The organism is Pseudomonas sp. CAM1A, assembly GCF_047501685.1.
In the GTDB taxonomy this organism is placed as follows: Bacteria; Pseudomonadota; Gammaproteobacteria; order Pseudomonadales; family Pseudomonadaceae; genus Aquipseudomonas.
Genome location: NZ_JBFNXP010000016.1, coordinates 1 through 21,945, shown reverse-complemented (window position 1 = coordinate 21,945; position 21,945 = coordinate 1). Strand labels below are relative to the sequence as shown.

At 67.2% G+C, this 21,945-nt stretch carries 25 protein-coding genes; 13 read left to right on the top strand and 12 right to left on the bottom strand.

Translation table 11 applies throughout. From position 1 onward, the window contains the following. Nucleotides 1–28: 28 nt before the first annotated feature. The 6 genes from ABZO33_RS24865 (at nucleotide 29) to ABZO33_RS24840 (ending at nucleotide 6,082) form a co-directional block, all read left to right on the top strand. Nucleotides 29–1,582: a sugar ABC transporter ATP-binding protein gene (locus tag ABZO33_RS24865; protein ID WP_414538211.1), complete on the top strand. Its 1,554-nt coding sequence runs from the start codon at nucleotides 29–31 to the stop codon at nucleotides 1,580–1,582. After that, nucleotides 1,579–2,571: an ABC transporter permease gene (locus tag ABZO33_RS24860; protein WP_414538210.1), complete on the top strand. Its 993-nt coding sequence runs from the start codon at nucleotides 1,579–1,581 to the stop codon at nucleotides 2,569–2,571. The genes ABZO33_RS24865 and ABZO33_RS24860 overlap by 4 nt, the downstream gene beginning before the upstream one ends. A 4-nt stretch (nucleotides 2,572–2,575) precedes the next feature. Continuing rightward, a complete protein-coding gene (locus ABZO33_RS24855; protein WP_414538209.1) occupies nucleotides 2,576–3,601 on the top strand; it encodes a LacI family DNA-binding transcriptional regulator in 1,026 nt (341 codons plus the stop codon). A 9-nt stretch (nucleotides 3,602–3,610) separates the two neighbouring features. Next, nucleotides 3,611–4,519: a ribokinase gene (rbsK, locus tag ABZO33_RS24850; RefSeq protein WP_414538208.1), complete on the top strand. Its 909-nt coding sequence runs from the start codon at nucleotides 3,611–3,613 to the stop codon at nucleotides 4,517–4,519. Further along, nucleotides 4,516–4,920, top strand: coding sequence for a D-ribose pyranase (gene rbsD / locus ABZO33_RS24845; protein WP_414538207.1), 405 nt, complete (start codon nucleotides 4,516–4,518; stop codon nucleotides 4,918–4,920). The genes rbsK and rbsD overlap by 4 nt, the downstream gene beginning before the upstream one ends. 151 nt (nucleotides 4,921–5,071) lie before the next feature. Beyond that, the gene (locus tag ABZO33_RS24840) at nucleotides 5,072–6,082 is read left to right on the top strand and encodes a nucleoside hydrolase (protein ID WP_414538206.1); all 1,011 of its coding nucleotides are present in this window, start codon (nucleotides 5,072–5,074) and stop codon (nucleotides 6,080–6,082) included. Here ABZO33_RS24840 and ABZO33_RS24835 read toward each other — a convergent pair. Beyond that, nucleotides 6,054–6,266: a hypothetical protein gene (locus ABZO33_RS24835; RefSeq protein WP_023632517.1), complete on the bottom strand. Its 213-nt coding sequence runs from the start codon at nucleotides 6,264–6,266 to the stop codon at nucleotides 6,054–6,056. The two genes, ABZO33_RS24840 and ABZO33_RS24835, sit on opposite strands and share 29 nt — an antisense overlap. Before the next feature lie 288 nt (nucleotides 6,267–6,554). On the opposite strand from ABZO33_RS24835, the gene ABZO33_RS24830 reads away from it, so the two are divergent. Further along, nucleotides 6,555–6,872, top strand: a complete 318-nt coding sequence (locus ABZO33_RS24830) for an I78 family peptidase inhibitor (RefSeq protein WP_046855162.1) — start codon at nucleotides 6,555–6,557, stop codon at nucleotides 6,870–6,872. 49 nt (nucleotides 6,873–6,921) lie between these two features. On the opposite strand, the gene ABZO33_RS24825 is transcribed toward ABZO33_RS24830, so the two are convergent. Then, nucleotides 6,922–7,536 (bottom strand): NAD(P)H-dependent oxidoreductase, encoded by a 615-nt coding sequence (locus ABZO33_RS24825; RefSeq protein ID WP_414538205.1) that lies wholly within the window; start codon nucleotides 7,534–7,536, stop codon nucleotides 6,922–6,924. Nucleotides 7,537–7,629: 93 nt separating this feature from the next. Here ABZO33_RS24825 and ABZO33_RS24820 point away from each other — a divergent pair, with 93 nt between their 5' ends. Then, on the top strand, nucleotides 7,630–8,226 hold the full coding sequence (locus ABZO33_RS24820; protein ID WP_414538204.1) for a TetR/AcrR family transcriptional regulator: 597 nt from the start codon (nucleotides 7,630–7,632) through the stop codon (nucleotides 8,224–8,226). Nucleotides 8,227–8,251: 25 nt separating this feature from the next. Here the strand turns inward: ABZO33_RS24820 and ABZO33_RS24815 are convergent, their stop codons facing one another. Further along, nucleotides 8,252–9,157 carry an AraC family transcriptional regulator N-terminal domain-containing protein gene (locus ABZO33_RS24815; RefSeq protein WP_414538257.1) on the bottom strand — a complete coding sequence of 302 codons (906 nt, stop codon included), beginning with the start codon at nucleotides 9,155–9,157 and terminating at the stop codon, nucleotides 8,252–8,254. A gap of 177 nt (nucleotides 9,158–9,334) precedes the next feature. Here ABZO33_RS24815 and ABZO33_RS24810 point away from each other — a divergent pair, with 177 nt between their 5' ends. After that, complete coding sequence (locus ABZO33_RS24810) at nucleotides 9,335–10,387, top strand: NAD(P)-dependent alcohol dehydrogenase (protein WP_414538203.1); 1,053 nt, start codon at nucleotides 9,335–9,337, stop codon at nucleotides 10,385–10,387. Nucleotides 10,388–10,401: 14 nt separating this feature from the next. On the opposite strand, the gene ABZO33_RS24805 is transcribed toward ABZO33_RS24810, so the two are convergent. Next, nucleotides 10,402–11,061, bottom strand: coding sequence for a DUF3313 domain-containing protein (locus tag ABZO33_RS24805; protein ID WP_414538202.1), 660 nt, complete (start codon nucleotides 11,059–11,061; stop codon nucleotides 10,402–10,404). Continuing rightward, entirely contained in the window at nucleotides 11,058–11,396 is a 339-nt protein-coding gene (locus ABZO33_RS24800; protein WP_414538201.1) for a hypothetical protein, read from the bottom strand. Before ABZO33_RS24800 ends, ABZO33_RS24805 begins: the two co-directional genes overlap by 4 nt. Nucleotides 11,397–11,517: 121 nt before the next feature. On the opposite strand from ABZO33_RS24800, the gene ABZO33_RS24795 reads away from it, so the two are divergent. Together ABZO33_RS24795 and ABZO33_RS24790 are read left to right on the top strand one after the other, a co-directional pair. After that, complete coding sequence (locus tag ABZO33_RS24795) at nucleotides 11,518–12,264, top strand: response regulator (RefSeq protein ID WP_414538200.1); 747 nt, start codon at nucleotides 11,518–11,520, stop codon at nucleotides 12,262–12,264. Next, nucleotides 12,261–13,595 carry an ATP-binding protein gene (locus tag ABZO33_RS24790; RefSeq protein ID WP_414538199.1) on the top strand — a complete coding sequence of 445 codons (1,335 nt, stop codon included), beginning with the start codon at nucleotides 12,261–12,263 and terminating at the stop codon, nucleotides 13,593–13,595. The genes ABZO33_RS24795 and ABZO33_RS24790 overlap by 4 nt, the downstream gene beginning before the upstream one ends. 5 nt (nucleotides 13,596–13,600) lie before the next feature. Here ABZO33_RS24790 and ABZO33_RS24785 read toward each other — a convergent pair whose 3' ends face one another. Next, entirely contained in the window at nucleotides 13,601–14,908 is a 1,308-nt protein-coding gene (locus ABZO33_RS24785) for a substrate-binding domain-containing protein (protein WP_414538198.1), read from the bottom strand. A gap of 122 nt (nucleotides 14,909–15,030) precedes the next feature. Beyond that, nucleotides 15,031–16,428: a purine-cytosine permease family protein gene (locus ABZO33_RS24780; protein ID WP_414538197.1), complete on the bottom strand. Its 1,398-nt coding sequence runs from the start codon at nucleotides 16,426–16,428 to the stop codon at nucleotides 15,031–15,033. Nucleotides 16,429–16,689: 261 nt separating this feature from the next. Between ABZO33_RS24780 and ABZO33_RS24775 the strand changes: the two genes are divergently transcribed. Continuing rightward, the gene (locus ABZO33_RS24775; RefSeq protein ID WP_414538196.1) at nucleotides 16,690–17,577 is read left to right on the top strand and encodes an EamA family transporter; all 888 of its coding nucleotides are present in this window, start codon (nucleotides 16,690–16,692) and stop codon (nucleotides 17,575–17,577) included. Nucleotides 17,578–17,593: 16 nt separating this feature from the next. Here ABZO33_RS24775 and ABZO33_RS24770 read toward each other — a convergent pair whose 3' ends face one another. The 4 genes from ABZO33_RS24770 to ABZO33_RS24755 all read right to left on the bottom strand — a co-directional run bounded on the left by ABZO33_RS24770 (nucleotide 17,594) and on the right by ABZO33_RS24755 (nucleotide 20,708). Continuing rightward, complete coding sequence (locus tag ABZO33_RS24770; RefSeq protein ID WP_414538195.1) at nucleotides 17,594–18,178, bottom strand: LysE family translocator; 585 nt, start codon at nucleotides 18,176–18,178, stop codon at nucleotides 17,594–17,596. A 49-nt stretch (nucleotides 18,179–18,227) separates the two neighbouring features. Continuing rightward, nucleotides 18,228–19,058 (bottom strand): AraC family ligand binding domain-containing protein, encoded by an 831-nt coding sequence (locus ABZO33_RS24765; protein ID WP_414538194.1) that lies wholly within the window; start codon nucleotides 19,056–19,058, stop codon nucleotides 18,228–18,230. 80 nt (nucleotides 19,059–19,138) lie between these two features. Then, nucleotides 19,139–19,753: a LysE family translocator gene (locus ABZO33_RS24760; RefSeq protein ID WP_414538193.1), complete on the bottom strand. Its 615-nt coding sequence runs from the start codon at nucleotides 19,751–19,753 to the stop codon at nucleotides 19,139–19,141. Nucleotides 19,754–19,787: 34 nt separating this feature from the next. Continuing rightward, nucleotides 19,788–20,708 carry a LysR substrate-binding domain-containing protein gene (locus ABZO33_RS24755; protein ID WP_414538192.1) on the bottom strand — a complete coding sequence of 307 codons (921 nt, stop codon included), beginning with the start codon at nucleotides 20,706–20,708 and terminating at the stop codon, nucleotides 19,788–19,790. A 103-nt stretch (nucleotides 20,709–20,811) separates the two neighbouring features. Here ABZO33_RS24755 and nfsB point away from each other — a divergent pair, with 103 nt between their 5' ends. Next, entirely contained in the window at nucleotides 20,812–21,465 is a 654-nt protein-coding gene (gene nfsB / locus ABZO33_RS24750) for an oxygen-insensitive NAD(P)H nitroreductase (RefSeq protein ID WP_414538191.1), read from the top strand. Nucleotides 21,466–21,705: 240 nt separating this feature from the next. Here the strand turns inward: nfsB and ABZO33_RS24745 are convergent. Further along, the coding region (locus ABZO33_RS24745; RefSeq protein WP_414536749.1) for a PAAR domain-containing protein at nucleotides 21,706–21,945 on the bottom strand (240 nt) is incomplete at its 5' end.

Below are 21,945 nucleotides of genomic sequence, written 5' to 3'. Positions count from 1 at the left end.
TCATGCTTCATCCTAGGAGAGAATGGCCATGTCAGTACCGGCCAATGAAATCGTGCTAGCCGTCAGCGGCCTGGGCAAGACCTACGCCCAGCCCGTGCTCGGCGATGTCACCCTCGAGCTGCGCGGCGGCGAGGTGCTGGCCCTGACCGGCGAGAACGGCGCGGGCAAGTCGACCCTGTCCAAGCTGATCAGCGGCCTGGAGATTCCCACCACCGGGCAGATGCTCTACCGCGGCCAGCCCTACGCCCCCGGCAGCCGCGCCGAGGCCGAGCGTCTCGGCGTGCGCATGGTGATGCAGGAACTCAACCTGCTGCCGACGCTGACCGTGGCCGAGAACCTGTTCCTCGACAACCTGCCCAGCCGCCTCGGTTGGGTCAACCAGAAACGTCTGCGCCAGCTGGCCAGCGCAGCCATGGCCCAGGTCGGCCTGGATGCCATCGACCCCGACACTCCCGTCGGCGAGCTGGGTATCGGCCATCAGCAGATGGTCGAGATCGCCCGTAACCTGATCGGCGACTGCCATGTGCTGATCTTCGACGAACCCACGGCCATGCTCACCGCCCGCGAGGTGGAGCTGCTGTTCACCCAGATCGAACGCCTGCGCCAGCGCGGCGTGGCCATCGTCTATATATCCCACCGTCTTGAAGAACTGCAGCAGGTGGCCCAGCGCATCGCCGTACTGCGCGACGGCAAGCTGGTGTGCGCCGAGCCGATCCAGCGCTACAACAGCGAGCAACTGGTCAACCTGATGGTCGGCCGCGAGCTGGGCGAGCATATCGACCTGGGCCAGCGCAGCATCGGCGCGCCGCTGCTCAAGGTCGACAAGCTCAGCCGTGGCGACAAGGTGCGCGAAGTGTCGTTCGAGGTCAGGGCAGGGGAGATCTTCGGCATCTCCGGCCTGATTGGCGCCGGGCGCACAGAATTGCTGCGCCTGATATACGGCGCCGACCGCGCCGACAGTGGCCAGGTCGCCCTCGGCCAGCCGCCGGTACCGGTGACCATCGACTCGCCCAAGGCTGCGGTCAAGGCCGGCATCGCCCTGATCACCGAGGACCGCAAGGGCGAAGGTCTGCTGCTGAGCCAGTCGATCAGCGCCAATATCGCCCTGGGCAACCTCGGCGCCGTGTCCCGTGCCGGCGTGCTCGACGCGGACGCCGAGCGCGAACTGGCCGAGCGTCAGATCGGCGCCATGCGCATCCGCAGCGCCAGCCCCGCCCAGGCCGTGGGCGAGCTGTCCGGCGGCAACCAGCAGAAGGTGGTGATTGGCCGCTGGCTGGAGCGCGACTGCCAGGTACTGCTGTTCGACGAGCCGACCCGCGGCATCGATGTCGGTGCCAAGTTCGACATCTATGGCCTGCTCGCCGAGCTCGCTCGCCAGGGCAAGGCCTTGGTGGTGGTGTCCAGCGACCTGCGCGAGCTGATGCTGATCTGCGACCGCATCGCCGTGCTCAGCGCCGGCCGCCTGATCGACACCTTCGACCGCGATCATTGGACCCAGGACCAACTGCTCGCCGCTGCCTTCGCCGGCTACCAGAAACGTGATGCCCTGCTGCACGACGCAGCTCCCAGGATGGACGCATGAAAACCACAACAAACACCTCGGGCGCCGCGCCCGTGCGCCGCAGCGGAACCTATTTCGGCCTGGGTACCTACCTGGGCCTGGCCGGCGCCTTGCTGGCGATGATCGTGCTGTTCTCGCTGCTGAGCAGCCACTTCCTGTCCTACGCTACCTTCAGCACCCTGGCCAACCAGATCCCCGACCTGATGGTGCTGGCGGTGGGCATGACCTTCGTGCTGATCATCGGCGGCATCGACCTGTCGGTGGGCTCGGTACTGGCCCTGGCCGCTTCGACGGTCAGCGTGGCGATCCTTGGCTGGGGCTGGGGCGTGCTGCCCGCCGCGCTGCTGGGCATGGCCGTGGCGGCCCTGGCCGGCACCGTCACCGGCAGCATCACTGTGGCCTGGCGCATCCCCTCGTTCATCGTCTCGCTGGGCGTGCTGGAAATGGCCCGGGGCCTGGCGTACCAGTTCACCGATTCGCGTACCGCCTACATCGGCGATGCCTTCGCCTGGTTCTCCAACCCGATTGCTTTCGGCATTTCCCCGGCCTTCATCATTGCCTTGCTGGTGATTGTGCTGGCCCAGCTGGTGCTGACCCGTACCGTGTTCGGCCGCTACCTGATCGGCATCGGCACCAACGAAGAGGCTGTGCGCCTGGCCGGTATCGACCCGCGCCCCTACAAGATCCTGGTGTTCGCCCTGATGGGCGTGCTCGCGGGCCTTGCCGCGCTGTTCCAGATTTCCCGCCTGGAGGCCGCCGACCCCAATGCCGGCTCGGGCATGGAGCTGCAGGTGATCGCCGCCGTGGTGATTGGCGGCACCAGCCTGATGGGCGGGCGCGGCTCGGTCATCAGCACCTTCTTCGGCGTGCTGATCATCTCGGTGCTGGCCGCCGGCCTGGCCCAGATCGGTGCCTCTGAGCCGACCAAACGCATCATCACCGGGGCGGTCATCGTCATCGCCGTGGTACTCGACACTTATCGCAGCCGGCGTGCGAACCGGCGGAACTGAAACCATGGCAACCATCAAAGACGTCGCGGCACTTGCGGGTATTTCCTACACCACCGTGTCCCATGTACTGAACAAGACCCGCCCGGTCAGTGAACACGTGCGGCTGAAGGTCGAGGCGGCGATCGCCGAGCTCGACTACGTGCCCAGCGCCGTGGCCCGCTCGCTGAAGGCGCGCAGCACCGCCACCATCGGCCTGCTGGTGCCCAACAGCGTCAACCCGTACTTCGCCGAGCTGGCCCGGGGTATCGAGGACGCCTGCGAGCGCAACGGCTACTGCGTGATCCTGTGCAACTCCGACGACAACCCGCAGAAGCAGCGCAGCTACCTGCGCGTGCTCCTGGAAAAGCGCATCGACGGCCTGATCGTCGCCTCGGTGGGCGAGGACCAGGACCTGCTCGACAGCCTCAGCGGCGTGCGCACGCCGATGGTCATCGTCGACCGGGCCCTGGACGGCGTCGAGGCTGACCTGGTGCGGATCGACCACGAGCAGGGCGCCTACCTGGCCACCCGTCACCTGCTCGAACTCGGGCACCGCGAGATCGCCACCATCGGCGGCCCGGTGGACACCGGGGTCAGCCAGCTGCGCCTGGCCGGGTTCCGCCGGGCGATGGCCGAGGGCGGCGTGCGCGTTGCCCCGGGCCATGTGCTGCACAGCGACTTCACCAGCCTCGGCGGGCATGCCGCCGCGGCGCGCCTGCTCGATGGCGAGCGGCCCACGGCGATCTTCGCCGGCAACGACATGATCGGTTTCGGCGTGTTGCGTGCCGCCGCCGAACGCAATATCGACGTGCCGGGCGAGCTGTCGGTGATCGGCTTCGATGACATCGAGCTGAGCCGCTACGTGTACCCGGCGCTGACCACGGTCGGCCAGTCGATCCGCGAGCTGGGCGAGAGCGCCGCCGGGCTGTTGCTGTCGCGCATCGTCACGCCGCGCCGCGACGGCGCTGCCGAACAGCGCATCGTCGCCCCGCGCATCGTGCTGCGTGAATCCACCGGGCCGCGCCCGGACCTGTTCAACGATTACCGTTAAGGAATACCCATGGATGCCAAGGTGGTAGTGGTCGGCAGCCTCAACATGGACCTGGTGGCCCGCGCCCAGCGCCTGCCCCGGGGAGGCGAGACCCTGACCGGCGACAGTTTCTTCACCGCGCCCGGCGGCAAGGGCGCCAACCAGGCGGTGGCCGTGGCCCGGCTGGGCGCCAGCGTGGCGATGGTCGGCAACGTCGGCGACGACGCCTACGGTCAGCAACTGCGCCAGGCGCTGCTCACCGAGGGCATCGATTGCCAAGGTGTGAGCGTGTGCCCGGGTGTGTCCAGCGGCGTGGCACTGATCGTGGTGGATGCCGCCAGCCAGAACGCCATCGTCGTGATCCCCGGTGGCAACGGCCTGCTCAGCCCCGAGTCGGTGAGCCGTTTCGATGCCCTGCTGCAGCGTGCCGAAGTGATCATCTGCCAGCTGGAGGTGCCGAGCACCACCGTGGCCTGGACCCTGGCCCGCGGCCGCGAGCTGGGGCGCACGGTGATCCTCAACCCGGCGCCGGCCAGCGGGCCCTTGCCCGCGGAGTGGTACGCCTACATCGATTACCTGATCCCCAACGAGAGCGAGGCCGAGGCCCTGGCCGGGGTGCGGGTCAACGACCAGGAAAGCGCCCGTCGCGCGGCCGAGCGGCTACTCCAGCTGGGGGCGGGGAAGGTGATCGTGACCCTTGGCGGCGATGGCGCCTTGCTGGTCGACGCCAGCGGCAGCCGGCACTTCCCGGCACCACGGGTGCAGCCGGTGGACACCACGGCGGCCGGCGATACCTTTGTTGGTGGCTTTGCCGCCGGCCTGGCGCGGGGCTTGTCGGAAGAAGAGGCGATCGGCTTCGGCCAGCGCGCCGCCGCATTGTCGGTAACCCGGGTCGGCGCGCAGCCGTCCATTCCCCTGTTGAAGGAGCTGGCGCCATGAAAAAGACGCCACTGCTGAACGTCGCCCTGTCGCGGACCATTGCCGGGCTCGGCCATGGCGACATCCTGGTGATCGGCGACGCCGGCCTGCCGGTACCGCCAGGCGTTGAGCTGATCGACCTGGCACTGACGCCGGGTATCCCGGATTTTGCCAGCGTGTTGCGTGTGCTCCTGAGCGAGATGCAGGTCGAGCGGCATGTGCTCGCCGATGAAGTGTTCCAGGCCCTGCCGCCGGGGTTGGCCGAGGTCGAGCGTCTGCACGCGGGCGGTGAACTGGGCCAGCGCCAGGTGCTGAGTCACGCCGACTTCAAGACCCTGTGTCGCCAGGCCCGGGCCGTGGTGCGCACCGGGGAGTGCAAGCCGTACAGCAATATTGCCCTGGTGGCTGGCGTGACTTTCTAGACCGAATGCGAGGGCTTTGCCCTCGATCGCGGGGCCAGCCCGCTCCCACGCCAGAACACTCATGCGGTGCTGGCGTGGGAGCGGGCTTGCCCCGCGATAGGCCGCAAAGCGGCCCCCTGTGAATCCATCCCCTAGCAACAAGGAGTGCTGAATGTCCCTCAAGAACCTGCTCCAAGGAGCCGTCCTCATGTCCGCGCTGGCCGCGACTTCCCTCATGGCCGCGCCCCGCGACCTGATCATCGACACCGACCCCGGCGCCGACGATGTCGTCGCCCTGCTGCTGGCCATGGCCTCGCCCGAGGAACTGAAGATCCGCGCCATCACCACCGTGGCCGGCAACGTGCGCCTGGAGAAGACCTCGCGCAACGCCCGCCTGGCCCGTGAGTGGGCTGGCCGCGAAGAGATCCCGGTGTACGCCGGGGCAGGGCGGCCGATGGTGCGCACGCCGATCTACGCCGCCAACGTGCACGGCGAGGAAGGCCTGACCGGCGTCCAGGTCCACGAGCCGAAAAAGCCGCTGGCCCAGGGCAACGCGGTTCAATACCTGATCGACACCTTGAGCGCCGCCGAGCCTCACAGCATCACCGTCGCCATGCTTGGCCCGCAGACCAACCTGGCCCTGGCATTGATCCAGAAGCCGGAGATCGTCAACGGCATCAAGGAAGTGGTGGTGATGGGCGGCGCCCACTTCAACGGCGGCAACATCACGCCGGCAGCGGAATTCAACCTGTTTGCCGACCCACACGCCGCCGAGGTGGTGCTGGCCAGTGGCGTGAAGCTTACCTATCTGCCGCTGGACGTCACCCACAAGGTGCTCACCAGCGAAGCCCGCCTCAAGCAGCTCGCTGCGGTCAACAACAATGCCAGCAAGCTGGTGGTGGACATCCTCAACGCCTACATCAAGTTCGACATGGACAACTACGGCATGCCCGGCGGCCCGGTGCACGACGCCAGCGTCATCGCCTACCTGCTCAAGCCCGAGCTGTTCAAGGGTCGCCAGGTGCACATGGTGGTCGACAGCCGCGAAGGCCCGACCTTCGGCCAGACCATTGCCGACTGGTACGGCGTGCTCAAGCAGCCGGCCAATGTGATGTGGATCGAGGAGGGCGACGCCCAGGGCTTCTTCGACCTGCTCAGCGCCCGCCTGGCCCGATTGAAATAGTGTCGTGGTGCGCGTAGCGCTCGAACACCTGGTCGATGAAGCTGCGCGCCGCCTCGCTGCCACGATCGCGTACCAGCAGGTCGATGGCGATCAGCAATAGCTCCTCGGGGGTCCCCGGGCTGTAGGCGCTCTGGCCTTCGTCCCACTTGACCTTGATATCGGCGTCGATGCTGTGGCTGCTCATGGGGCGGTTCTCGCTTGGGCCTGGGTGATAGGTCGAATACCGCGTCCTGGCGTTCGAAGGGGAGGTGTTTCATGCTCCACTTCTTGCAGTAAATCATGCCTTTGCGCAAGGGGATCTGCGACTTAGGCATAAGCCCTGCATTTGGCCGAACCTGCGGTTCGGTGCAAAATCCGGTGACGATTGCGTTTCGCATCCCCTGGCCGCGTCAGGCAGAATCTTGCGGTTTTGCAACAAACAGTTAGAGGAACTGTCGCATAAGGCAGTTCCCGGATCTATTTAGGAGGATTCATGTTCCGTACCCGCGCTTCCCTGGCGACCCTGCTGGTGGCTACCGTCCTGGCAGGTTGCAGCACCGGTGGCTCTTCGGGCGCCAGCGCCCCTGCCGCTCCGGCCGGCAATGACGGCCGCTGCGAAGCCAGTGGCGCCGATTTCACCGTCGGCAAGCCGGCCAGCGCCGAGCTGTTGGAGCAGGCGCGCAAGGCCAGCGGTTCGCAGATGGCACGCATCCTCAAGCCGCACGATGTGATCACCCTGGAATACCGCTCCGAGCGGTTGAACCTGAATGTCGATGACAAGGGTGTGGTGACCCGCGTCAACTGCGGCTGATTGCCCGCACGCTGTCACCTGGCGCGGGCTGGCCCGCGCCTTCCCGCTCTCACTCCACGCTTGCCGGTTCGTGCCGTTCCTCGCGCGTGAACAACCCCTCTCCCAAGGCGCGTGCGGCTCGCAGATGCCGTGCTGGATCCTGTCCTTCGCTGTCGTCCAGCAACGTCGAACTCAACACTTGAGCGCCGCAGTAATCGAAGATGCCGTGCTCGATCTGCACGCGCATGGCCTCGCCGTAGCCGTGGCGCTCGAAGGTGCCGGCATCGGCCCCGGCAACGCCGAGCAGATGCGCGGTCAAACCGTGCAGGCGCTTTGTGGTACTACCGTCCGCGGCCTGGTAGAAGGCCCAGCCATTGCTGAACACTCGTTCGACCCAGCCCTTGAGCAGGGCCGGGAGCGACCACCAGTAGATGGGATAGACCAGCACCACGGTGTCGGCGCGTTCGATGCGCGCCTGCTCGGCCAGCACATCGGCCGGCGGCGGCCCCAGGCGGCGGTGCACGGCGTGGTCGGCCAGGCTGAAACGGGGGTCGAAACCTTCCCGGGCCAGGTCGGCGAACTCGCTGGTGTGACCCGCCGCGCGCAGCCCTTCGGCGACCTGTTCAGCAAGGGCATGGGTGAGGGAGCCGGTGTCGTGGTGGCCGATGACGATCAGGGCGTGCATGGCAGAATCTCCAGAATCAGGATGCGAGGGCCTCGGGAGCGCTATATACTCCCAGTAAGTTACGCTTAGTAAGTTACTTTTGGTAGGTAATCGATGTCAAGCGAGGAAAAAACCGCGCCGCGCAAACGCCTGTCCCGCGAGGAGCGTCGCCGGCAACTGCTGGATGTGGCCTGGCAGCTGGTACGCGAAGAAGGCACCGATGCCCTGAGCCTGGGGCGTCTGGCCGAGCAGGCCGGGGTGACCAAGCCGGTGGTGTATGACCACTTCGAAACCCGCAATGGATTGTTGCTGGCGCTGTACCAGGAGTACGACGCGCGCCAGACGGCAATGCTCGACACGGCCCTGGCCGGTTGTCCGGCGGACCTGCCGGGGCGGGCCTGGGTGATCGCCGAGGCCTATGTGGACTGCGTGGCGACCCAAGGGCGCGAGATCCCAGGTGTCAGCGCCGCATTGGCCGGCTCGCCGGAGCTTGAGGCGCTCAAGCGCGGCTATGAGGGGCCCTTCATGGACAAATGCCGGGAAGCCTTGGCGCCGTTCGCGCCGGGCGGCGATATCGGCGTGGCCGGCCTGTGGGTGCTGGTGGGGGCGGCAGAGGCGCTGTCACTGGCGGCGGCAGCCGGCGAATTGGCCGCCGAGGCCGCCAAGCGCGAATTGCAGGCGACCATCGTGGCGATGGTCCTGCGTCAGTAACTGACGGCGCGGCGCCGGTCAGCAATCAAGCCGGCAGGCTCTGGTACGTCTGCTCATCGCCAGGGCTGCGGGCGAACTGGCGCTTGTACTCGCGGCTGAACTGCGAGGTGCTCTGGTAGCCCACCCGATGCGCCACCTGGGCCACGCCCAGGCCTTCGCCGATCAGCATCTGTTGCGCCTTGAGCAGGCGCAGGCGCTTGAGGTACTGCATCGGCGCCAGGTCGGTGCAGCGCTTGAAGTGCTCATGGAAGGTCGACACGCTCATGTTCGCCCGCCCGGCTAGTTCATCCACCCCCAGCGGCTCGGCGTAGTGCTCGCGCAGGTACGCCAGGGCCGAGGCGATCCGGGCAAAATGTCCCTGTTGTTCGACCAGTGCCCGCAGCACCCCGGCCTGGGGGCCGCGCAACGCGGTGTAGAGCACCTCGCGCACCCGCGCCGGCCCCAGCACCCTGGCGTCCAGCGGGTCTTGCAGGCACTGCAGCAGGCGCTCGACACTCTCGCGCATGGCCGTGTCCAGCGCCGCCGAGGTCATCGACTGCGGGGTCTGTACCTGAACCGCGGCATCCGGCCCCAGGTTCATGCTTTGCACCAGCTCGCTGAGCATGGCGCGATCGATGTCCACCGCCACGCCCAGCAACGGCGCCTGGGGGGTGGCGAAGGTCTCGCAGAGAAAGGGCACCGACAGCGCCTGCACCAGGTAATGCCCGGCGCCGTACTCCAGGGTGCGCGGGCCCAGGCGCGCCAGCTTGCTGCCTTGGGCGACGACGATCAGGCTGGGTTCGTAGATCTGTGGGCTGCTGGCCACGTAGTGGTCCCAGGTCAGGATCTGGACCTGGGGCAGGGCGGTGGGCACGAACCCCGGGCGCGTGGCGAGGGTGCGGATCAGTGAGCAGAGCGTGGCATTGGCATCCACGTGGCAAGTCAGGTGCATGGCGAAACCGGGCAGAGAATCGGACACTGGCATCTTCGCAGATTAGCTGTCTGGCGCCAGAGGGTAGCGGGTAGGTCCGGAGAATCAGGCATGCATGCCGGAGAATCGGCCGTGGCCGGGACGGGCCAGGCTGCGCAAAATGCGCCGCCTGAACCGTTTCATCTGAGAGAGGTCCGCATGTACACCGCCATCGGCTACGCCGCCCAGTCCCCCACCAGCCCCCTGGCCCCCATGACCTTCCAGCGTCGCAGCCCGCGGACCGACGATGTCGCCATCGAGATCCTCTACTGTGGCGTGTGTCACTCCGATATCCATCAGGCCCGCAACGAGTGGGGCATCGCCGTCTACCCGCTGATGCCGGGCCACGAGATCGTCGGTCGGGTCACCGCGGTGGGCGCGCAGGTCAGCCGTTACCAGGTGGGCGATCTGGTCGGGGTCGGCTGCATGGTCGATGCCTGCCGTCACTGCGAAGCCTGCCGCCAGGGCGTCGAGCAATACTGCCTGGAAGGCCCGACCATGACCTACGCCACCCCCGACCGGGTCGATGGCAGCAATACCATGGGCGGCTACTCCAGCAGCATCGTGGTCAGCGAGGATTTCGTCCTGCGCATTCCAGAGGGCATGGACCTGGCCAACGCGGCGCCGATTCTTTGCGCCGGCATCACTACCTACTCCCCCCTCAAGCATCACGGCGTAGGTCCTGGGCACAAGGTGGGCGTGCTGGGCATGGGCGGCCTGGGGCACATGGGCATCAAGCTGGCCAAGGCCCTGGGCGCGGAAGTGACCCTGTTCACCCGCTCCGCGGCCAAGGCCGAAGAAGCCCGTCGCCAGGGCGCCGATCATGTGATCGTCTCCACCGATGCCGAACAGATGTACAGCGCGGCGGGCCGCTTCGACTTCCTGCTCGACACCATCCCGGTGCAGCACGACCTCAACCCCTACCTGCAAACCCTGAAGTTTGGTGGCGTGCACATCCTGGTCGGACTGATCGAACCGGTTGATCCACCGGTACATGCGGCCAACCTGGTGATGCAGCGCCGGGTGCTGGCAGGCTCGCTGATCGGCGGTATCGCCGAAACCCAGGAGGTGCTCGATTTCTGCGCCGAGCACGGGATCAGCTGCGATATCGAGATGCTCGACATCCGCAACATCAACCAGGCCTACGAGCGAATGATCGCGGGCGATGTGAAATACCGTTTCGTCATCGACATGGCTACGTTGAAGGCCTGAGTCGACGCGGCACGTTACCTGAGGGGCGCCGCATACGCCTGGCGCAGGTCGACGCCCCAACCATCGAGCACGGCCTTGACGTTGTCGGCCGTCATCACCTGGCGGTCGTTATCAAGCGGCACGCCAGTGCCTGCGAGCATCGCTTCGCCGACCACTCGCCCGCTGGTGCCGGCTTCGAACGACAGTTCGGTGGCGATCTCGCTGTCCCGGTCGCGCATCCCCACGGCACTGCTTACTCCAGCCGCGACCAGGGTGATCGGCAGCCACTCGTAGTACCGCAAGCTTTGTGCGTCGGCGCTGATGCGGGTAATGGCCGGCCTGACCACCAGCGTGTTCGGGCCGGGGGTATCCACTACCTTCATCACCTTGCCTATTTCCTTGCGCAGTACCGCGTCGTAGTAGTGGCTGATCGAGGCGAGGGTGGCCTGGGGAATACGCGGGCTCGGTTCGGGTGTCGGGTAGAAGCGGCTGGGCGCCAGGTAGACCTCGATATAGCGCCCCCGTGGCCACTTGGGGTCGGCCCAGCTCAGTACGGTAGCGCCAGACGGCGCCTGGTGCGGGGTGAGCAGGCCGTAGTCGTTGAGAAACCCGGCCGGTGCCGGTTTGTTGCTGCTGCATGCCGAAAGGCTCAGGGTGCTGCTCAGCATGACCGTTAGCAGATGCCGCCGGCTCATGGGCGGCGCTCCTCTTGCGCGGCGGCCTGCAAGGCCTGGGTCGGGGGCGCGTCCTGCGAGGCCTGGATCTGCAACTTGCCATGCGCCATCAGCCAGTGGACCAGCTCACGGATGGGCACGGTATGGCTGTATTCGACCCATTCGCCATAGCCCGGATCGTAATGCTCGAAGTAGCGCCGCAAGGTGATGTAGCCCAGGTCGTCCGCCAGGCCCAGGCTCTCCTGCTGCACGATCAGTGAGCCTGCCTGGCCGCGGCTGGTGTGGCGCTGGCTGAGGATCAGGGGGGCGCAAGCTTCTTGAACATCGGTGCTGTTGCGGCTGTCGGCTATCTTCATGGGGAGCCCTCGGCAAGTGGAAGGCCCGCAGAGTGCAGGGCAATGTTTGCCAGGTGATGTCCGAATCGTGTCGGGCGTGACGGAATGTTGCCCGATTGAAATAAATGACCCGGGCGGCGCAATGGTTTTAGATACGCCTTTTTTCCGGACCTGTACCACCGTGAGCAGACTGCTGATCGTCGATGACGATGTGGAAATCCTCGCCCTGCTGAAGCAGTTCTTCGTCCAGCAGGGTTACGAGGTGGACCTGGCCGCCGAAGGCCAGGCGATGTGGGCGGCCATCGAGCGCCAGCGCCCGGACGCGATCATCCTCGACCTGATGCTGCCGGGCGAGGGCGGCCTGAGCCTGTGCCAGAAGCTGCGTGCGCAGGTCGGGGTGCCGATCATCATGCTCACCGCCATGGCCGAGCTGAGCGACCGCATCATCGGCCTGGAACTGGGCGCCGACGACTACCTGACCAAACCTTTCGACCCGCGCGAACTGCTGGCCCGCCTGCGCGCCGTGCAGCGCCGTGCCGGCGAGCAGGCCCCGCGCGGCGAGGCGGCCAGGCCGGTGATCGGCTTCGCCGGCTGGCACCTGGACGTCACCTGCCGCGAGCTGCGCTCGCCCGAGCAGGTGATGATCCCGCTGTCCGGCGCGGAGTTCGACCTGTTGGTGGTGTTCCTCGAACATCCCCAGCGCATCCTTACCCGCGAGCAGTTGATCGACCTGACCCGTGGCCAGGGCCATGACGCCTACGACCGCAGCATCGATGTGCAGGTCAGCCGCCTGCGGCGCAAGATCGAGCCCGACAGCAAGCGCCCGGACCTGATCCGCACCGTGCGCAATGGCGGCTACCTGTTCACTGCCAAGGTCACTCGCTCGTGATCCGTCGCCTGCTGGGCCGCGACACCTTGCGCAAACGCATCGCCCTGACCATCTTCGTCGCGTTGCTGGCCTCGTTGGCGTTCAACGCCTTGTTCGTCCAGCTGGCAGGTAGCTGGGCGCGCCCGCCCATCGACCGCACCGGCCTGCTCGAACAGATCGCCGTCACCACGCGGGTGATCGAGCGCGCACCGCCGGCGCTGCGCAGCCAACTGGCCCAGGCGGCGAGCACGCCGACCCTGGAGGTGACCTGGAGCACCCAGCGCAGCGACTTCGGCCTGCCCGGCCCTGGCGTGCAGCTCAACTCCGGCCAGGTACCGGCGATGGGGCAGTTGCTGGGGCCGGCACGCCCCATCGAGGTCTACAACCCCGACGACTGGCCCAAGGGCAGCCCCGAGGCTCACTATGTGGCGCTGGTCGCTCTGGCCGATGGCAGCTGGCTGTTGTTCGTGCCGCCGGAGCGCAGCTGGGGCCTGAGCGTGTCGGCACGCCTGGCGGTGGTCATCGGCCTGGGGTTGCTGGCGACCTTGCTGGTGGCCTGGCTCGCCACTCGCCAGCTGGCCGCGCCGTTGCAGCGCTTCGCCAGTGCGGCGCGGCGCTTCGGCGGCGACTTCCAGGCGCCCCCCATCGATATCGAAGGGCCCGAGGAGATCCGCCAGGCGATCATCGCCTTCAACACCATGCAGGCGCAGATCCAGCACTTCATTGGCGAGCGTACCCACATGCTGGCGGCCATCTCCCACGACCTGCGCGCCCCGCTGACACGCATGCGCCTGCGCAGCGAGTTCATGGAAGACCTGGACCACAAGCACAAGCTGATCCGCGATGTGGAAGAGATGCAGAGCATGATCAACGAGGCCCTGGCGTTCTTCCGCGAAGGCACGCAGCTGGAGCAGCGCACGGCCTACGACCTATCGGAGCTGTTGCAGACCCTGGTCGACGACTACCGTGACCAGCAGCTCGACATCGCCTTCAAGGGCCCGGCGCACCTGGTGCATGACGGCCGTCCGCTGGCGACCAAGCGGGTGATCGTCAACCTGGTGGAAAACGCCATGAAGTATGCCCGCGAGCCGCAGATCGTGCTGAGCCGCGCCGCCCACCTGATCGTCATCGAAGTCAGTGACCGTGGGCCGGGCATCCCCGAGGAAGCCCAGCAGCGGGTGTTCGACCCGTTCTATCGGCTGGAAGGCTCGCGTAACCGCGACACCGGCGGCGTAGGCCTCGGGCTCTCGGCCGCCCGTGCCAGCGTGCGTGAGCAGGGCGGTGAGCTGACCCTGCGCAACCGCAGCGGCGGCGGGCTGGTGGCCCGGGTCGAACTGCCCGACGGGCGTTGAGCGGGTCAGTACACCCAGACCTCGACTCGGCGGTTGCGCAGGCGCCCTTGTTCCAGGTCGTTGTCGGCCACCGGCAGTTCGTCGCCCATGCCCGTCACGTCCCTGGGCTGGACCCCGGCCCGGGCCAATTCGCGACGTACCGCCATGGCCCGCAGCCGCGACAGCAGGGCGGCGCGACCGGGTGTTTCCTTGGGGTCGCCGAAGCCCACCAGCACCACCTTGCCCTGCAGCTTGCCGGCCTGGCGCAGGTAGTCGCCAACCCGTTGCACATCGCGCAGGGCCTTGTTGTCGAGGCTGGCGCTGCCTTCCTGGAAGCGAAAGTTGACGCTCAGGCGTTGCGCTTCGCTGGCCAGTGCCTGGTAGCGCGGCGGCATGTTGGCCTGGGCCGGTACCGGCTGTGGCTTGATTTGCTGGGAGATGAACCCCTGGTCGGCGACGATCGCTTGTCCGGCGGGGCTCTGGGCGAACTCCGCCAGAGCCCTGGCCCGGGGCGTGGGGTGGGCGGGCAGGTAGAAGAACAGGCGACGCGACAGCGGGTAGTCTTCGCTGGCCACCAAGGCGCGGCTGGGGAGCAGGGCAGGCGCGTCACCCTCGGCCACCGCCAGCACCTTGGCCTGGTGGACCGTGCCCAGGCCGCTGAAGCCGATGGCCTGGCGGTCGGCCATGACCTGGGCGGCCAGCGCATCGGCGGATTCGAAGCGGCGTGCCTGGGTGGCCAGTGCCTGGTTGTGCGGGGCAAGCACCAGGGCCTTGAAGGTCTCGAAGGTGCCGGAGCGGTCGTCGCGGGCATACAGGTGGATCGCCCCACCGGGCACGCCCAGCTGTTCCCAGCGCTGCAACTGCCCGGAAAACACCTGCGCCAATTGCGCGGAGGTCAGTTGCGCGAGGGGGTTGTCCGGATGGGTGATCACCGCCACGCCATCCAGGGCGATGACCTGCTCCGATTCCGCGCCACGCAGGTTGCCCAGGGCCCGCAACGCTTGCGCCTCGCTGTCGCTGATCGGGCGCGAGGCCGCGGCCAGGTCGGCCTCGCCCCGTGCCAGCGCGGCAAAGCCGGTGCTGGTGCCGTGGGCGGCGATGTCGATGCGCAAGGGCAGGCCGTTGCGATCAACAGCGTGAAGCGTGGTCTCGTTGGCGGAGGCACCAGGCCGGCGCTCGATGGCGCTGGCGCGCTGTGCCTGCAACATGCCCTGTACCAGGGCCGGCCCCAGGGCGGCGCCGATGGTGTTGGAGCCCTGGATACGCAGTTGCGCGGGCCCGGCGCAAGCCAGGCCCGGGAGCAGGCACAGCAGAAGGAGAAGCAGGCGAGGCATGCCGGAGACCTGTGGCACAGAGTTGCACCGCAGATTACGACAGTTGTTTGACCGAAAGATGACAGGTCTGGCTCCCGCAGCAGCCACGCTCGCTGCTGCGGGATCTGTACCCGCGACTAGGCTCAGCGTGCTTCAGGCACGATGATGCTCGCCGGTGCCTCGGCCGCCCGACGGCGCGCCACGCAGTAGTACAGCACGCTCGGCACCACCAGGCCGATCAGCCACGACACGTCCACGCCGCCCAGGTGCGCGACCATCGGCCCGGTGTACAGCTTGGTATCGATGAACGGCATCTGCACCAGCACGCCGAAGGTGTACACGCCGATGCCCGGCCAGTTCCAGCGCCCGTAGCGGCCCTCAGGGTCGGCCAGCGCCGGGATGTCGTAACGCTCCTTGGTGATGAAGTAGTAGTCCACCAGGTTCACCGCGCTCCACGGCACGAAGAAGGTCAGCAGGAACAGGATGAACGACTTGAACGCGCTGAGGAACGAGTGCTGCCCGAGCAGGGCGACCAGGGTGGCGGCGCCGACGATGCCGAGCACGAACACCAGGCGCTGCACACGGCTGATCTGCAGGTGGCCACGGAAGCCGCTGATGATCGTGGCGATGCACATGAAGCTGCCGTAGCTGTTGAGGGTCGAGATGGTCACCTTGCCGAAGGCGATGCAGAAGTACAGCAGCGCCGCCGTGGTGCCGGCACCGCCCAGGCCGACGATATAGGCCACCTCGCGCCCGGAGAACTGGCCACCGGCGATGGCCGCGGCGAACACGCCGAGGATCATCGAGGCCTGGGCGCCGAGCACCGAGCCCAGGCCTGCGGCGAGGAAGGTCTTGAGCGGCGAGGTGTGGCTGGGCAGGTAGCGCGAGTAGTCGGCCACGTACGGGCCGAAGGCGATCTGCCAGGAGGCGGCCAGCGACACCGCCAGCAGGAAGCTGGCCCAGCTGAAGTGGCGGTTGTCGAGCAGCTGGCCGATATCGGCGAGCATCAGGATGCGGCTGAACAGGTAGACGAAGGCGATGATCCCCAGCACGCTGGCCACCCGGCCGATCCAGTGGATCACCCGGTAGCCGGCCAGGGTCGCCAGCACGATCACCCCGGCGAAGATGAGGATGCCGGCGCTGTCGCTGATGCTCAGCAACTGGCCGATGGCCTGGCCGGAGAGCACCGTGCCGGTGGCGGTGAAGCCCAGGTACATCAGGCACACCAGGGCCATGGGAATGGCCGCGCCGTACACGCCGAACTGCACGCGGCTGGAAATCATCTGCGGTAGCCCCAGGCGCGGCCCCTGGGCGGCATGCAGGGCCATCACCGCGCCGCCGACCAGTTGCCCGATCAGCAGGCCGATCAACGACCAGAACACATCGCCGCCCAGCACCACGGCCAGGGCGCCGGTGACGATCGCGGTAATCTGCAGGTTGGCTCCCAGCCACAGGGTGAATTGGCTGTAGACGCGTCCATGGCGCTCAGACTCGGGGATGTAGTCGATCGAGCGGCGCTCGATCACGGGTTTGCTGGACATCGGGGAGGCTCCGCTTCGTTGTTTTTGTGAAAGGCGGCGGCTATCGGCGGGACGCAGGGCGGATGGCCGAAGCCTGATATGAGCATGTATATACAAGTCTGGTCAAGTGAAGCTTGCGCAGGGTGATCGCGGGCGTCCGGCGGCCATCACAGCCGACTGTTACACAAGGCTGGTTCGCAACTGTGCTGGTCCGCAGTGGCGTGATGCCCGTATGCTGTAACCAAATATGTCTACAACAAGCCTGAAGAAGGAATGCCTGCAATGCCACTCAAGGACCTGCTGATCGCCCTGGTGGTGATCATCGCCTGGGGCGTCAACTTCGTGGTCATCAAGGTGGGGCTCGACGGCCTGCCGCCGATGCTGCTTGGGGCATTGCGCTTTCTGCTGGTAGCGTTCCCGGCGGTGTTCCTGATCAAGCGTCCGAACCTGCCCTGGCGCTGGCTGATCGCCTATGGCGCGACCATCTCCCTGGGGCAGTTCGCCTTCCTGTTCCAGGCCATGGCCAGTGGCATGCCGCCGGGGCTGGCCTCGCTGGTGCTGCAGTCCCAGGCGTTCTTCACCCTGGGCTTCGCCGCCATGTTTCTCGGCGAGCGGCTGCGCCTGGCCAGCGTGCTGGGGCTGCTGGTGGCCGCCGGCGGCCTGGCGGTGATCGGCAGCGAGGACAGCGGCCATGTACCGTTGCTCGCACTGCTGCTGACCCTGTGCGGCGGCGCCATGTGGGGCATGGGCAACATCATTACCCGGCGCTTCGGCAAGGTCGACCTGGTCGCCCTGGTGATCTGGGGCGGGCTGATCCCGCCGCTGCCGTTCCTGGCGCTGTCCTGGTGGCTGGAGGGGCCCGAGCGCATCGGCCATGCCCTGGCCAACATCGGCTGGAGTTCGGTGCTGGCCCTGGCCTACCTGGCGTTTGTCGCCACCATGGTCGGCTACAGCCTGTGGAGTACCCTGCTGTCGCGCCACCCGGCGGGCAAGGTGGCGCCGTTCTCGCTGCTGGTGCCGGTGGTCGGTCTGAGCTCCTCGGCTCTGTTGCTGGGCGAGCGCCTGAGCGAGGCCCAGGGCTGGGGCGCGCTGCTGGTGATGCTCGGGCTGTTGATCAATGTGTTCGGGCCGCGCCTGGGTATGCGCCTGCGCACGGCCAGCGCGCGCTGATAGCGAGTGCGTATCGTCACACCAGCAAGGCCGACCATGCCGACACCAGCAGCAGCCCGGCCAGGCCCTGGTTGAACATCCGCAGCGCCCGGGGCGAGCGCAACCAGCGTGTGCTGCCGATCCCCATCAGCGCCCACGCGGTCATGCTCGGCAGGGCGATCAGCAGGAACACCAGGGTCAACCACCACATCGGCAGTGCCGGGCCGGCGAACAGGCCGACCATCGCCACCGCGGTCACCCACACCTTGGGGTTGACCACCTGCAGGGTCGCCGCGCTCAGCGGGCCAAGGCCGCTATCGCTGCCCGCCTGCAACGGCGCACCGGCGCTGCGCAGCATCTTCCAGGCCAGCCAGCTGAGCCACAGGGCGCCCACCCAACTCATGGCCTGCTGCGCCAGCGGGTAGCGCAGCAGCAGCTCCCCCAGCCCCAGGCCCACCAGCAGCACCACTGCCGCCGCCGCGCAGCAGGCCGTCACTATCGGCGCCAGGCTGGCGCGCAGGCCGCGCCGGGCACCGTGGGCGAGGATCAGCAAGTTGGTCGGCCCGGGGCTGATGCTGGCGGCCAGGGCGAAAAGGATGAAGGGCAACAGCGTGTGCGACATGGTCAAGGCTCCGAATGATCGAAGTGCCATGGTCGCGGTGGGCGCCGGTTCAGTCTGGAAGGTTTGAGCAGCGCTTGCGGTAGTCCGCCGGGGTCAGCCGGTAGGCGCGGCGGAACCAGCGGCCCATGTGGCTCTGGTCGGCAAAGCCCAGGGCGGTGGCGACGCTGGCCGGCGTTTCACCCTGGGCCAGCAGCCGCCGCGCGCGGGCCAGGCGCAGCTGGATCAGGTAGGCATGCGGGGCCAGGCCGAAGGCCGCCTTGAACGCCCGGGTCAGGCGGAAGCGGTCGACACCGCAGACCTGTGCCAGCTCTTCCAGGCCGATGTCCTGGTCCAGGTGCGCGTGCAGGTAGTCGCGGGCGACCTGCGCGCTGAGCGGCAGGCGCGGGTCGGGGTCCAGGCGTTTGCGCCAGTGCAGGTGGCCGGTGAGGCAGGCCAGCAGGTCGTCCAGGGCGGTCTGGCGGAGGATGCGCAGGTCGTTGTAGTGCACCGTCTCGAAAGCCCGGGCGGTGGCGCCGGCCAGGCGCGAATCCTGGTGCAGCAAGGTGCCGAAGCTGGGCAGGGCGCCTGAGGGGGCGTGTTCGAACAGGGCGCGCAGCTCGGTTTCCAGCCAGTTGGCATCCAGGTACAGGGTCGAATAGGTGAAACCCTCAACGGTCGGTGCGTGACCGTCGTGCAGGTCGCCCGGCTCGAGCACGAACACTTGGCCGGGGGTGCTGTTATGGCGTTCGCGGCGGCAGTTGAACTGCTGCACGCCCTGTTCGGTCACCCCGACCAGGAAGCTGTCGTGCCAGTGCGGGTCGTAGGCATGGCCGGTGAAATGGGCGCGGACCGACTCGATGCCGGTGTCGGCGTCCTGTCTGAGGTCGATCCAGTTGCTCATGGGGGCGGGCCGTGTGGGTGGTCGATGGAAGACCTTAACGCACAAACGGCCCGGGCGTTTAGAACGATTGTGCAGCCCTGTCAGCGCTGGGCGAAGGCCAGGTTGATGCCCAGCCCGGCGAATGAGGCGGCGAAGCTGCGGCGTAGCCAGGCCTGTACCTGGGGCGAGTCGATCACGGCGCGGCGGAACAGGTGGGCGAGCAGGCCGTAGATCACGAAGACGACGAAGGTCATGGCCATGAACACCGCGCTCAGGCTGAGCATCTGCACGGTCGCGGAACCGGCCTGGGGGCTGATGAACTGTGGCAGGAAGGCGAGGAAGAACAGCGTCAGCTTGGGGTTGAGGATGTTCAGCAGGCAGGCCTTGAGCACCAACTGGCTGGCAGCGGCAGGGGTGGCCTGGGTGTCCACGGCGAAGGCCGCACGGTCGCGCCAGGTGGCGTAGGCCAGATACAGCAGGTAGGCGACGCCAGCGAACTTCAGGCCCTGAAAGGCCAGGGCGCTGGTGTGCAGCAAGGCCGAGAGCCCCAGCACCGAAGCCAGCAGGTGCGGGACGATGCCCAGGGTACAGCCGGTGGCGGTCCACAGGCAGGCGCGGCGCCCGGCCACCAGGGCGCTGGAGACGGTGAGGATGACCCCGCTGCCGGGAATCAGCACGATGATCAGCGCGGTGACGAGAAACTCCAGGCTCGGCATGAATGACAGCTCCTTGCGGTCGGGGGTGGATGCACTATACGCCCGGCGACAACGGCTGCAACATGTCGTCCGGGCGCAGCGCGGCGAAACGCTCGCGCAGCCACAGGTGCAACTGGGCCACGGCGGGGGTGAGCTGCTTGCGGTGCGGGCACACCAGGGTCACCGGGGTCAGCTCGCCGGGGTATTCGGGCAGCAGCAGCTCCAGCTCGCCAGCGGCGACATCGGCGCTGACATCCAGCCACGACTTGTAGACGATGCCTTCGCCTTCCAGCGCCCAGCGCCGCACCACGTCGGCATCGTCGCTGAACAGCGGCCCGCGTACCTGCACGGTGCGGTTGCCCAGGCGCCATTTGTCGTACACCCGGCTTTGCTGCAGGTACAGCAGGCAGTCGTGTTGCTGCAGGTCCTCGGGGGTCAGCGGGCGGCCATGGCGCGCCAGGTAGTCGGGCGAGGCCGCCAGCACCCGGCGGTTCCACGGCGCCAGGGGCAGGGCGATGTAGTTGGCGTCCTCGTTCTGGCCGTAGCGGATGGCGACATCCACCGGGTCGCGGTACAAGTCGGCCAACTGGTCGGAGAGGAAGAAGCGCAGGCCCAACCCCGGGTGCTCGCGGCGAAATGCACTGAGCCAGGGCCGCAGCAGGTTGCGGCCCAGGTCCGAGGGCGCCGCCACCTGCAACACGCCGCGCAGGCAGCTGTGGCTGCCATGCAGGTCCTCGCGGCCCTGGCGCAGGGCATCGATCACGCGCTGGGCGGTGGGCAGGTACAGCTCGCCTTCGGCGGTCAGGCGCAGGCTGCGGGTGGTGCGGGCGAACAGCCGCACATCGAGCTCGCGCTCCAGGCGCTTGATCGCCGCGGCCACCTGGCCGGGCAGCAGGTCGGCCTCGTGGGCCGCGGCGGTGAAGCTGCCGAGGGCGCTGGCACGGGCGAACAGTTCGAGGTCGTTGATGCGCAGCATTTTCACTCCAGGGATGAAAGTGTTGCTGCATTGTGCTGGTTTTTCTTTGCGGTCGGGAAGATAAGATGCCATTCATTCACGCACCCTTGAGGAATTGCCCTAGATGGACACCGTTGCCCTCGCCAAACGCCGTTACACCACCAAGGCCTACGACGCCAGCCGCAAAATCCCCCAGGCCACCATCGACGCATTGCTCGAGCAGTTGCGCCACAGCCCGTCCTCGGTCAATTCGCAGCCCTGGCACTTTGTCGTGGCCGACAGCGCCGAAGGCAAGGCGCGCCTGGCCAAGGCCACCGATGCGCGATTCGCCTACAACAGCGCGAAGCTGCGCGATGCCTCCCATGTGATTGTGTTCGCCGCCCGCACCAACATGACCGAAGCCCATTTGCAGGCGGTGCTGGGGCAGGAAGCCGCCGATGGCCGCTTCCGCAACGAGCAGGCCCGCGAAGTCCAGGACCAGACCCGCCGTGGTTATGTCGACCTGCATCGTCATGACTTCAAGGACCTGCAGCACTGGATGGAGAAGCAGGTCTACCTGGCCCTGGGCACCGCACTGCTGGGCGCCGCCGCCCACGGCCTGGACGCCACGCCGATCGAAGGCTTCGACGCCAAGGCCCTGGACGCCGAACTGGGCCTGCGCGAGCAGGGCTACACCAGCGTGGTGCTGCTGAGCCTGGGCTATCGCAGCGAGGAGGATTTCAATGCCGGGCTGAGCAAGTCGCGGTTGGCGGCGGGGCAGGTATTTACCTTTCTGTGATTGCCGAATCGCAGCCCGGCAATCAATGGTGAAACCAGGGATTTGTCGAATCCCTCGTTCATCCAGAGTCACGCAATGGGCCAACTCCTGATGCAATGGCGAACCCACTGGCGATAGCAAGTGCACTTCTGTTTCTGGGCTGGCAGCAGCGGGATTGGCTTTTCGCCGGGCTGTCCGTGTTCGCTGTCAGCCACCTTCTTCATGCGCATGGTGTCGTAGGTCCCAAGCCATAAGCGCTGGTCAATCGAGAAGCCATCCCGAGTCCCCCTCGACAAGCGTGCCGCCATGGCTGGTGCGATCGCCCTGGCGTGCAACGCACTTGCCATCGATGAGAAAGTGCGTAGCCCCTGTCTCGATCAGCGCCCCACAGCTGATACGGTCCCCGACTCGGGCAACGGGTTTGCCATTGAACTGATAGGTTTCACTGCCGGTTTCCACCACACCCGCGCCATGCAGCGGGCACTCGTGCAGGTGGCCTAC